The organism is Acinetobacter chinensis, assembly GCF_002165375.2.
GTDB lineage: Bacteria > Pseudomonadota > Gammaproteobacteria > Pseudomonadales > Moraxellaceae > Acinetobacter > Acinetobacter chinensis.
The window spans coordinates 3078806-3091477 of record NZ_CP032134.1 but is presented as its reverse complement, the minus strand read 5'-3'; the positions used below and the strand labels follow the sequence as shown (position 1 = coordinate 3091477).

Annotated in this window: 8 protein-coding genes; 3 read left to right on the top strand and 5 right to left on the bottom strand. The window is 42.0% G+C overall.

Going from position 1 to position 12672, the window contains the following annotated elements:
* Window positions 1-90: 90 nt before the first annotated feature.
* The 5 genes from leuA to CDG60_RS15600 all read right to left on the bottom strand — a co-directional run bounded on the left by leuA (window position 91) and on the right by CDG60_RS15600 (window position 8889).
* Window positions 91-1788 carry a 2-isopropylmalate synthase gene (leuA, locus tag CDG60_RS15620; RefSeq protein ID WP_087512764.1) on the bottom strand — a complete coding sequence of 566 codons (1698 nt, stop codon included), beginning with the start codon at window positions 1786-1788 and terminating at the stop codon, window positions 91-93.
* A gap of 277 nt (window positions 1789-2065) precedes the next feature.
* Complete coding sequence (locus tag CDG60_RS15615) at window positions 2066-3166, bottom strand: alpha-hydroxy acid oxidase (protein ID WP_087512763.1); 1101 nt, start codon at window positions 3164-3166, stop codon at window positions 2066-2068.
* A 67-nt stretch (window positions 3167-3233) separates the two neighbouring features.
* A complete protein-coding gene (locus tag CDG60_RS15610) occupies window positions 3234-3917 on the bottom strand; it encodes a Fe2+-dependent dioxygenase (RefSeq protein WP_087512762.1) in 684 nt (227 codons plus the stop codon).
* Between the two features lie 124 nt (window positions 3918-4041).
* Window positions 4042-6378: a TonB-dependent receptor gene (locus tag CDG60_RS15605; RefSeq protein WP_087512886.1), complete on the bottom strand. Its 2337-nt coding sequence runs from the start codon at window positions 6376-6378 to the stop codon at window positions 4042-4044.
* A 315-nt stretch (window positions 6379-6693) separates the two neighbouring features.
* Window positions 6694-8889 carry a TonB-dependent receptor gene (locus tag CDG60_RS15600; RefSeq protein WP_227542890.1) on the bottom strand — a complete coding sequence of 732 codons (2196 nt, stop codon included), beginning with the start codon at window positions 8887-8889 and terminating at the stop codon, window positions 6694-6696.
* A 264-nt stretch (window positions 8890-9153) separates the two neighbouring features.
* Between CDG60_RS15600 and tig the strand changes: the two genes are divergently transcribed.
* The 3 genes from tig (at window position 9154) to clpX (ending at window position 12626) form a co-directional block, all read left to right on the top strand.
* The gene (tig, locus tag CDG60_RS15595) at window positions 9154-10488 is read left to right on the top strand and encodes a trigger factor (protein WP_087512760.1); all 1335 of its coding nucleotides are present in this window, start codon (window positions 9154-9156) and stop codon (window positions 10486-10488) included.
* 193 nt (window positions 10489-10681) lie between these two features.
* Complete coding sequence (gene clpP / locus CDG60_RS15590) at window positions 10682-11287, top strand: ATP-dependent Clp endopeptidase proteolytic subunit ClpP (protein WP_087512759.1); 606 nt, start codon at window positions 10682-10684, stop codon at window positions 11285-11287.
* A 28-nt stretch (window positions 11288-11315) separates the two neighbouring features.
* Window positions 11316-12626: an ATP-dependent protease ATP-binding subunit ClpX gene (clpX, locus tag CDG60_RS15585; protein WP_087512758.1), complete on the top strand. Its 1311-nt coding sequence runs from the start codon at window positions 11316-11318 to the stop codon at window positions 12624-12626.
* Window positions 12627-12672 lie beyond the last annotated feature (46 nt).

Genomic DNA, 12672 nt, shown 5'->3' with positions numbered 1-12672 from the left:
ATTCGCCTTAAATTCTTTAGAGTGAAGAAATAAAAGAAAGGATACCATCTGGGGTATCCTTTCTAAAGTCTTTTATTTTCTAAGCAATGCTTAAACAGCAGCAGCAATAACCTGGTCAGTACTTAACACACCCTGTTCAATCAGGCGGTTGGTTGCTGCAATAATCGCTTCAATGGATGAAGTGACAATATTGTCATGTACGCCTGCACCAAATGCAGATTTACCTGTACCCTGAACCTGAAGTTCAATCAATGCCAGTGCTTTGGCATGTGCACCAGAGCTGATACCGCGTTCTTCATAATTCAGAACATCAATCGGCAACTGAAGTGCATTCAGAATTGCAGAAATCGGACCGTTGCCTTCACCACGTAAATGCTGAGTTTCACCATTTACAACCACATCAAGCTCAATCACCTGATTGCCGTTTTCATCTGACAGACGATAGTTCTTCGCTGAATAATGCGCATCTTTGGCTGCAACATAAGTGTCTTTGAACAATGTCCAGATCTGTTGAGCGGTGACTTCCACACCTTCATCATCGGCAACCTGCTGAACCACCTGAGAGAATTCAACCTGTAAACGACGAGGTAACACCACGTTGTAGTTGGATTCCAACAAGTACGCAATACCACCTTTACCGGATTGTGAGTTAACACGGATCACCGCATCGTAGTCACGACCTAAATCACGCGGGTCAATTGGCAAGTAAGGCATATCCCACATTTCTTCGTTCTTCTGGAACTCGAAACCTTTTTTAATCGCATCCTGGTGTGAACCTGAGAATGCTGTAAATACTAAGTCACCTGCATACGGATGACGTGGGTGTACAGGTAAGCCTGTGCATTCTTCAACAGTCGCGATGATTTCGTTGATATTTGAGAAATCCAGTTCACATGGCACACCTTGGGTGTACATGTTCAATGCAATCGCAGCAACGTCGACGTTACCAGTACGTTCACCATTACCAAATACACAACCTTCTACACGGTCAGCACCTGCCATGATGGCTAATTCAGATGCAGCGATCCCACAACCACGGTCGTTATGACAGTGAACTGAAATGATCACACCATCACGACGCTGTAAGTTACGGTGCATCCATTCAATCTGGTCTGCATAAACGTGAGGACCAGAAACTTCAACCGTTGCAGGTAAGTTCAGGATCACTTTATTTTCAGGTGATGCTTCCCAGATTTCAGTTACAGCATCACATACGTCTTTAGCAACTTCCAGTTCCGTTGCAGTAAAGCATTCAGGGCTGTACTGAAAAATAAAATCTGTTTCAGGCTGTTTAGCTGCATATTCTTTGACTTTGGTTGCAGCATTGATTGCCAGTTGTTTTGCACCTGCAACATCAACATTCAACACTTTCTGACGGAAAGTTGGAGAGTTTGAGTTGTAAATATGCACGATGGCACGCTTTGCACCTTGTAAAGATTCAAACGTACGTGCAATCAAATGATCACGTGCCTGTACTAAAACTTCGATATAAACATCTTCAGGAATATGACCTTCTTCAATCAGTTTACGTGTGAAATCAAAGTCCACCTGAGACGCTGAAGGGAAGCCAATTTCAATATGTTTGAAACCGATTTTCACCAGCATCTGGAACATTTTGAACTTCTGTTCAATGTTCATCGGTTCGAAAATCGCCTGGTTACCATCACGAAGATCCGTGCTCATCCAGATAGGCGCTTTATTGATTTCGTTGTCAGGCCATTGACGGTCAGGCAAGTCTACACGCTGGTACATGCGACGGTATTTTTTACTTGGATCAGCCAACATCATGAGGTAACTCCTTGTGTAGATGACGTTGCTCGTGTCTTGGATAAAGGCAACGCTCTACTGTATAGATTGTGTCTATTTGACCCATTTACAAGTAAGTTCTGATGAAATTTTACTTTAATTTGCATCAACTTATGTGCTTTTTGAGCAGCATAAGCCCGAAGTCTTAAAACGTGTACAGGGTCTGACTTTAGATTAATTCTAAAACACTCTCTGCGGGAATAATTTCCTTAATTTGCATCATTCAGAACATTCTGGAAAATTATTTCCTTAAAAAGGCTTATTTGTGAGAAATATATTCTGAATTAATCTCGGCTACGGTAGCTGTTCCCATTAATGCCATAGTAATTTCAAATTCTTCTTTTAAAATTTTCAGGACATGTGCAACGCCTAAAGCGCCTGCAACTGCTAAACCATACATGGCAGGGCGACCGATCAGTACCGCAGATGCACCCATTGCCAAAGCTTTGAATACATCTGTACCCCGACGGATACCACCATCGAGCAATAAAGGAAAATCTTCAGGTACAACGGCTTTTATATTCTGTAATGCAGTCAGGGGTGAAATGGAGGTATCCAGAACACGTCCGCCGTGATTGGAAATAATCAGACTTTTGACACCCAGTTCGACTGCTTTTTTTGCATCAAGAGGATGGAGAATTCCTTTTAATATGACAGGCAGTCTGGTCTGAGAAATAATATATTCAATGTCTGCCCATTTAGGTGCAATCTGCATCAGCCCATCAAAAACAGGGTGCTGATGTTCCGTAATTTCCGGGAGGGGGATATGTGCAGGGGTATGTGGGTGCTGCATACCTTCAGGCAGTTCAAAGAATGCCTGGCGCTCACGGTCGCGGATGCCTTTATGTGGTGCATCCACCGTAATCACAATCGCTTTGAAATCATGCTGTTCAGCAAGTTTCAGTAAAGCCAGTGACTTCTCCCTGTTTCCCTGCCAGTACAGCTGAAACCATTTATTCGGATTTTCTTTTTTCAGCTGATGCAGGTCGGTATTGGTAAATGTACTTAATACATAATTACTGCCCATGACTTCAGCTGCCAGTGCAGATGCAGCTTCACCATCCGGATGAAACAGTTGCTGATGCCCAATGGGAGCCAGAAAAACCGGATGAGGGAATTTCTGCCCAAGTATTTCGATCTCGGTTGAACCACCGCTTAAATCATTCAGCAGACGTGGAACAAGCCGAATCTGACTGAACTGATTCAGATTATCCTGGATGCTTTGCTCATCCATAGCACCGCCATTTAAATAATGCCAGCTTGCTTCAGGTAAATGTTTAACCGCCTGTTTTTCATAATCGTTCAGTGTCTGTAAATAGGGCGGAATTTGTGTCAATGGGGCTAAAATTGCGTTGCTCATATTTACCTGACCGATGGCTGAATATTTTTGGATTTAAATTTTTGCTATTGATAATCGTTGAGCTGTTTTATAGCTCAGCCCATTTACGGATTAAGTTGTGGTACAGACTGGTCAGTTTAACCACCTCAGTATGTGCATCCCCCAGTTCTGTTCTTAAATTCTGAATGGTCTGATCCAGGTTAAACAGCATATGTCGTGTTGCATCGTCACGGATCATGCTCTGTATCCAGAAAAATGAGGCTGTGCGACAACCTTTGGTCACAGGTGTAACTTCATGCACGCTGGTGGATGGGTAGAGGATCATATCTCCCGCAGGAAGTTTGACTTCGTGGTATCCATAAGTGTCTTCTACAACCAGATCGCCACCTTCGTATTCTTCAGGTTCACTCAAAAATATGGTGCAGGATAGGTCAGTACGGATACGATGTTGCGTCCCACGTATATTTCGGATGGCATTATCGACATGAAAGCCAAAAGTTTCATGATTTTCATAACGGTTGAAATAAGGCGGTAAAATATCCAGAGGTAGGGCAGCGGATAAAAACAGTGGGTTTTTGCCCAGTGCTTCCAGAATAATATTGCCCAGTTGCTGTGTCAGTGGATGATTTTCAGGAAGCTGTTGATTACGTTTTACACTGGCTGAAAGAGAGCCAGTAGACTGCTGTCCATCAACCCATTCAGCATTTTGCATGGCATCGCGGAAATATTGAACCTGTTCTTTGCTTAGCACATCTGGTATGTGGTGGATCATTGCAGCACCTTAAACTCGATGAGTTGGGAATATATTGTTTTATAGAAAAATAGCCTCTATGAATAGAGGCTATTATATAACAGTTGAGCTTAATCCATATTTTTATTATGGATTAATTTTAAACTCAGTACTTAAAGTTTACAGACAGTACAGCACTGCGGCCTTCAGCTTCAGTTGCATAGTGGGATGCATATGCTTTAGTGAAATAACGTTTGTCAGAAAGGTTGTTTACGTTCAGCTGTAAATCAACATTTTTATTTACGTTATAACGAGCCATTGCGTCATAACGGACATAACCTGGAACAAATTTAGTGTTTGCAGCATTGCCATAGACTTTATCCATCGCAACAGCGCCTACACCTAAATTCAACTGTGGAAGCACTTGATAAGTCGTCCAAAGTGTTGCTGAGTTTTTAGCAACGTTTTGAACCTGGTTCCCTTCATTTGTTTCTTTTGGACCATCATCAACCAGTTCGCTGTCTAAATAGGTATAGCCTGCAGAAACAGCCCATTTATCAGTGATATTACCATTTGCACCTAACTCAATACCATCTACACGGGTTTCACCAATATTACGTGTAAAGTTATCTGCATCAGTTGCACGTGTATTTTCTTTTTCGGTACGGAAAATAGCCGCAGTTAAGTTTAAGCGATCGTTAAGAACATCCCATTTAGTCCCCAGTTCGTAAGTTTTTACTTCTTCAGGTTTCAGGTTGTTCATCGCACGGGCTTGTTCTTCAGAAGTGTTACGACCTGGAGCACCAATGCCTTCTGAGCCATCACCACCATCTACACCGACAGGATTTGCAGAGGTAGCATAGCTGATATAAACAGAACCATTTTCGCGTGGTTTAAATGTTAAACCAGCCTGGTAATTGAAAAAGTCTGAGTCACTGTTCAGTTTAAGTTTGTCACCGGCTTTAGCTGTAGGTTTTGCAGCAGTCACAGCACTGTTTAATGCGCCATAAGTCATGACCTGATCTGTTTCAAACTTATCCCAGCGAACACCAAGATCAAGGATCCATTGCGGGTTAAATTCAATGCTGTCCAGGAAATATACAGAGGTGGATTTAGACTGGATGTTGTATTGGTCAGCGCCTTGAGTACTTAACGTTCCATTGAAACCATAGCGTTCAGGGTTATTGACATTAACACATCCAGGACCTGTAGATGTCACTGCTGAACCACAAGCATACGAAGTACCTGTAGCGTCCTTACCGTTGATAATATACTGGGTACGATCAGTTTCCTGGTCTGAATATTCAGCACCTAAGTTGAAGCTGTGTTTGAGTGCGCCTGTATTAAATTTACCTGTCAGAGCCAGCTGATCAGTAAATGTATCTGTATCAGCAATACGGGAGTTTGCACGTGCCCAGACATTACCCGTTAATGCACCATTGGATTTATCATAGATATTACCTTTAGAGTCGTCAGGGTTTGTCCAAAGGTAGTCATTTTTAGAGTTGTTATAGACTGCTGTATTGGTAAGTGTTAACTCATCAGTTAAATCGTGTTCCAGTTTAATGGTTCCAGCCTGATTTTCCTGTTTCTGGAAATCACGGTCTTTCCATCCATAATAGATGCCTTGTTTAACATCAATAGGTTTACCGTTACCATTCCAATGTGTGAAATCCTTTGACGGATCAGCATTTGCTGAGAAAGGGTTATTGTAAGGTATACCAGAATCCGGCGTATCATCAGTTTTCAGATAATAATAAGCTAAAGTTGCACGTGTTGGAGTGTCTAAGCCAAAGGTAATGCTTGGTGCAATACCTGCACGTTTGTATTCTGCGCCGTCATCCTGACCAGCTTTTTCGTTATGATGTCCCATCACTGCCACACGGGCAGCAATACCGTTACCAAAGTCTTTGTTGCCATCTAAAGTAATACGCTGATAGTTGTCTGTACCGCCTGCTACAGAACCTTCCAGAAAGTCACCTTTTTTAGCCACTTTAGAAATCATGTTGATACTACCACCAGAAGTACCAGCACCACCCATTGCAGAGGCAGAACCTTTGGTGACTTCAACCTGTTCAACAGCAAACATTTCGCGGTTTTGTGAAGATGAGTTGCGGACACCATCGACATACATTGAGCTTTCAGAGTTATAACCACGGATAAACGGACGGTCACCGTTTGGGTTACCGCCTTCACCAGCACCTAAAGTAATACCTGGAACTGTACGCAGTGCGTCGCTCAAAGTTGTCACCTGAGTATCTGCGATTAACTGTTTAGAGATAACAGAAACAGATTTAGGTGTATCCAGTAAAGGTGCTACGAATTTGGAGTTTGCAGATGTATCGACTTTCAAACCCTGTTCAGCAGTTGCTTTAGTACGGATCGTTTCAAGTTGCTGAGCCTGTGTTACGCCATCCTGAGCGATTGCAGCTGTAGCCATGACAGACAGGGAAGAAGCGATTGCTGTAGAAACAATCTTTTTACGTGTTTTAATGAAAGACATATGCATCCCAAACGAGACTGTTAATTTGTATGCGAATAATAATAATTCTTATTTAATTTTTACATCACTGTTTGATTGCAAATGGCGATAAATAATCACAATATGATAGTAGTATTTAATGTAATGATATAACAAAAAATACTTAATGTTATGTTTTTGTTAAATATTGGTAAAATGGTTGGATTTTTAAATTTTTATTGAGAATACTGATTTTTAGTCTGTGCTTTTATTATTCTGTATATATATACAGAGAAAATATGGATAAAAAAAGCAGCATAAATGTATTTTATGCTGCTTTTTCTTATATTTTCAGTTTTAGAAACGATAAGTGCCTTTCACAGCAAATGAGCGACCTGGGGCAATTGTTGAAAATACACCAACATGTGAAGCATCATAAATACGCTCATTTGTAATGTTGTTGATATTAAACTGTAAGCCAAATTCAGGGATCACCTGATACTGAGCAAATGCATCATAGCGGATATGGTCTGGTAAATAATAGGTATTCACGTCATCGACAAAGCGTTTGCCGACATAAGTTGCACCACCACCGAATTTGAACTTGTCTGTTAAGGCATAGGTTGTCCACAGATTTGCACTATGATTGGCAATAAATTTCATTTGCTTGCCTTTCATATTTTCAGCTTTAGCGCCACTTTTATAGTCTAAAATTTCAGGGTCTAAATAGACATAGCCTGCGCTTAAGTTCCATGCAGGTGTAATCTGACCTGTTGAACTTAACTCTACGCCACGCACGCGGTTATCGCCATCATTTGAAAGTATGCCTTCAGCATCATAACTGCGGGCATCTGTTTTCTTTGTTTCAAAAATAGCGGCATTCAGCGCTAAATCGCCATCAAATAGTTCCCATTTTGTTCCAATTTCAATGCTTTTCGATTTTTCAGGATCCAGATCATTCAGAGCTGCACCGCTTGCTGCTCCGTCTGCACCACCAGCCTGACCGAGGTTATCCCCGGTTGGGTTCATTGAAGTTGCATAATTTGCATAAATGCGACCATTTTCAGTCAGTTTATAAACAATGCCTGCCTGGTAGTTAAACATGTTTTCGGAAACTGAGTCAGAAGAACTTGCTGATTTATAATCGTCAAAACGTAGACCTAAATTAACATCCAGTTTTGGTAAAAGAGAAATGGTGTCAAAGACATAAATTCCTTTTGCTTCGATTTCCCCTTCGTTTGTCCATGCGCCCCACGGTATGTGGAAGCCAGAGTAATTTTTCTGTGTCGGATTATAGAAATCAACTGTTTCAGATCCTGCACCAACAGCAGCGCCTGAACGTGTACCGATACGTTCCTTGCTGTAATCAATACCAGTAATCAGGTCATGGGCTATGGAACCTGTTTTAAACTGAGCCTGTAAATCAGCCTGAGCTGCATTGACATGGCTTGTACGGTACGACTGACGGTTTGCTCGGTTATATGTCAGACCAGGACCCTCTGTCTGACATGCCGTTCCACTGCTTGCTACACAGCCAAAGCTTAGACGGGTAAAGAAATATTCCTGTATGGTCTGTAGATCCTGCGCTGCAATACGTAATTTCAGTGCATCGTTGAAATCATGTTCAAAATTCAGGCTGAAAATTTCGGAAGTGTAGTTGCGGTAATCAATGTCTGGGCGGCCAAAATTGGTTTCAAATGGCATGCTTTCAATCGGTGTTTTTCTGTCTGGATTTGATGCATTACTGAATGGAATACCCATATCAGGTGTGTCATTGAATTCCAGTCGGCTATAACCGGCAGTTAGACGGGTAGGGCCATTCATACCAAACGTAATGGACGGTGCAACACCCCAGCGGTCAGTTTCAACATTATCACGACGGGCAACTTCACCCTGATCCAGCATGGCGTTCAGACGAACTGCAATATTGTCGTTAATGGCAACATTATTGTCTGTGGTAAAGCGGTATTTCGCATGACCTTTACCGGAGTTCTGATATTCTGAAGTCACTTCAGATTCTGTTTTGTTTTTTGGTTTTTTAGTAACTAAATTAATTGTTCCACCGGTTGAACCACGACCTGAATATACAGAACCGGGTCCTTTGCTCACTTCAACAGCTTCCAGGTTGAAACTTTCATGAGAGCCACGTGCATAATCACGCATACCATCAATCAGAATATCTGTACTGGCTTCATAACCACGGATGAAAGGGCGGTCGCCCATAGGTGTACCACCTTCGCCTGAGCCTAAAGTGATCCCTGGCGTTGTTCTGAGAATATCCTGTAAAGAAGTGGCTGCACGTTCATCTATTTCTTTTTTTGAAATAATATTGACTGTACGGGCGGTATCCAGCAGCGGTGCTGTCATCTTTGCATTCTGGGATTCTTTAACATAATAGCTTTCCTGTTGCTCGGCAACAAAGGTAATTTTATCCAGCTGTTCTACCTTTTGTACTTTTGTATCACCGTCTGCGAAGACCCAAGGTGATGATAAGCTTATGATTGAAGCAGCAGCCAGCTGAGTGCGCTTCTTATGATTTCTGATATATCCCATGCTCAAACGATTCCGCTAAATAAAAAATAAAAACAATAGGTTAGGTTTTTGCATGCTAATAATAATGAGAAACTTTATCATTTGCAATAGCGGGTTGGAAAATAATCAGATTTAATTGCAGTTTATTGATTTTACTTAGACCGTAAGTTCAGCGTTCAACATGAAATTTATAGTGTTATAATGCTATTTTGTATATTTTTAAATGTTGTCATATAATATGGCACTTTCAAAATTGCAATTACTATTTCTAATATCGAGGAAGCCATGCAAGTAACTTCTGAAGCGGTTTCGGGCGTTGCCCGTCGTTTAAATGTATCTGTACCGACGAGCCGTGTGAACGAGCAGTTTGAAGCTCGTTTGAAACGTACTGCCAAAACTGTAAAGATTAACGGCTTCCGTCCAGGTAAAGTGCCTTTGGATGTTGTGCGTCGCGAATATGGCGCAGGCATTTATCAGGAAGTTGTAAACGATGTGATTCGTGACACAGTGTTTGAAGCGATCCAGCAGGAAAAAATTAATGCTGTAGGCATGCCTAACATTGAAAAAGTTGAAAACAAAGACGACGCACTTGTTTATGAAGCAACTGTTGAAGTTTATCCAGAAGTTGAAGTAAAAGCATTTGATGCGCTTGAAGTTGAACGTAAATCAACTGAAGTAAACGACAAAGACGTTGATCAGATGATTGAAAACCTTCAGAAACAGCGCGCTGAATGGGTTGAAACAAAAGGCATGGCTAAAAAAGACATGCAGGTAACTTTTGATTTTGAAGGTTCAATTGACGGCGAAAAATTTGAAGGCGGTTCTTCAGAAAACTTCAAGCTTGTTCTTGGTTCAGGTCGTATGATTCCTGGCTTTGAAGATGGCATTGTTGGCATGAAGAAAGGCGAAGAGAAAGTAATTGATGTTACTTTCCCAGAAGACTATCAGGCTGCTAACCTGGCAGGTAAAACTGCTCAGTTTAAAATCAATGTTAAACTGGTTGAAAAACAGAAGCTTCCTGAAATTGATGCTGAATTCCTGAAAATCTTTGGTTTAACTGAAGAAGAAGGCGTTGAAAAATTAAAAGCTGACGTTCGTAAAAACATGGAACGTGAAGTTAAAAATGGTTTACGTAACCAGGTGAAAGGCGCTGCTTTTGATGCACTTGTTGCAGCAAACGACATTGAAATCCCAAAGTCTATGATGGCTCAGGAAATTGACCGTCAGCGTCAACAGATGATTCAGCAGTTCACACAGCAGTTTGGTGCTCAGGGCGCTAAAGCATTTGACAGCAGCATGCTGCCGGATGAACTGTTCAAAGAACAGGCTGAAAAATCAGTTAAACTGGGCGTACTGGTAAGCAAAGTACTGGCTGATGCTAAACTTGAAGTGGATGCAGCTCGTGTTGAAGCTTATATCGAAGACATGGCTTCTTCTTATGAAGATCCATCTGAAGTGATCGAATACTTCAAAAACGATAAACAGCAGCGTTCTCAGATTGAAGCAGTTGTTCTTGAAGATCAGGTTGTAGATTACATCCTTGCTTCTGCAAAAGTGACTGATAAAGCTGTAAGCTATGAAGAGCTTCTGAAAGAGCAACAGGCTCGTCAGCAAGGCTGATCACTGCTTGAGTGAAAAAAGGCGCGTAAAGCGCCTTTTTTTCTGCGTATCCATGAGCAGAGGATGTCCTGAATTCACAAAGTATATCCAAAAAAATTCTGTTATTTAATTGTGAATATTTTGCAATTTCAGCAATTATCCCTCATATTGTGGCTATGGGTTGTGTAACAAGAATTCAGGAATAAATAAACGTATGTATGTTCCATCTATTGAAAACGCTTTAGTGCCGGTTGTGGTCGAACAGTCATCCCGTGGTGAGCGTTCTTTTGATATTTTTTCACGTCTTTTACGTGAGCGAGTAATATTTTTAACAGGCGAAGTTGAAGACAACATGGCAAATCTGATTGTTGCCCAGATGTTGTTTCTTGAAGCTGAAAATCCGGACAAGGATATTCATCTGTATATCAACTCTCCTGGTGGTTCAGTCACTGCCGGAATGGCGATTTATGACACCATGCAGTTCATTAAACCTGATGTGGTGACGTACTGTATGGGACAGGCAGCATCCATGGGTGCATTCCTGCTGAATGCAGGTGCCAAAGGGAAACGCTACTGTCTTGAAAATGCCCGTGTCATGATTCACCAGCCACTGGGTGGTTTCCGTGGTCAGGCATCTGACATTGAAATTCATGCCCGTGAAATTCTGTTCATTAAAGAACGTCTGAACAGACTGATGGCTGAACACAGTGGTCAGGACTTTGAAAAAGTGGCACGTGATACAGACCGTGATAATTTTATGACTGCACAGCAGGCTAAAGAATACGGTCTTGTGGACGAAGTGTTATCTAAACGTCCATAAGTAATAAAGATTTAATACTGGAGTGAATATGTCCGATAATCCTCAAGGACAAAAACATTGTTCATTTTGCGGTAAAACGCAGTCTGAAGTCGGGAAACTGATTGCAGGAGAGGACGCATACATCTGTAATGAATGTGTGGACGTATGCCTTGATCTTGTGCAGACCAGTCAGCAGGTTGAATCCGGTGACTGGGCGAGCCGACCTTTACCAAAACCACATGAAATCCGTGCTGCACTGGATCAGTATGTGATTGGTCAGGATGTTGCAAAGAAAACCCTTTCAGTTGCGGTATATAACCATTACAAACGTCTGAAAGTGACACAGTCAGGTCATAAAAATGACGATGCAGTGGAAATTGCGAAAAGTAATATTCTGCTGGTTGGACCGACAGGTTCAGGTAAAACCTTGCTTGCACAGACACTTGCCCGTTTGCTTGATGTTCCATTTGCCATGGCGGATGCAACAACACTGACTGAAGCAGGTTATGTGGGTGAAGATGTTGAAAACATCGTTCAGAAACTGTTGCAGAAAGCCGATTACGATGTGGAAAAAGCGCAGAAAGGGATCATCTACATCGATGAAATCGACAAGATTACCCGGAAGTCTGAAAACCCATCCATTACCCGTGATGTATCCGGTGAAGGCGTACAGCAGGCTTTACTGAAAATGATTGAAGGAACGGTTGCTTCCATTCCTCCTCAGGGTGGACGTAAACATCCACAGCAGGAATTCATTCAGATAGATACATCCAATATCCTATTTATCTGTGGTGGTGCTTTCTCAGGTCTTGAGAAGATTGTGCAGCAGCGTCAGGAAAAAGGTGGTATCGGTTTCACAGCAGATGTGAAGAAAAAAGATGAGACTCAGAAACTTTCTGATCTTTTCCGTAAGGTTGAAGCGACTGATATGGTTAAGTTCGGTCTGATTCCTGAATTCATCGGTCGTCTGCCTGTGATCGCAACACTGGACGAACTGGATGAAGATGCATTGATGCAGATTCTGACAGAGCCTAAAAATGCACTGACACGTCAGTATCAGTATCTGTTTGATATGGAAAATGTGGACCTTGTATTTGAAGAGTCTGCACTGCGTGCTGTTGCTAAAAAGGCACTTGAACGCAATACAGGTGCCCGTGGTCTGCGCTCAATTCTGGAAAACAGTCTGCTTGAAGTCATGTATGATCTGCCTAGCCGAACAGATGTTGGTACGGTTGTGGTCAATGAAGCCGTGATCAATGGTGCTGAACAGCCAGAACTGCGTTCCGAACGTCAGCCAGCAGAACAGAAAGCTGCTGAGCCTAAAGTGGATCTGAAGGTTATAAACAGTAAATCTGCCTGATTTACAGTTGTTCGTCAGAAACGCGTGAAAATGTAGAATTTTCGCG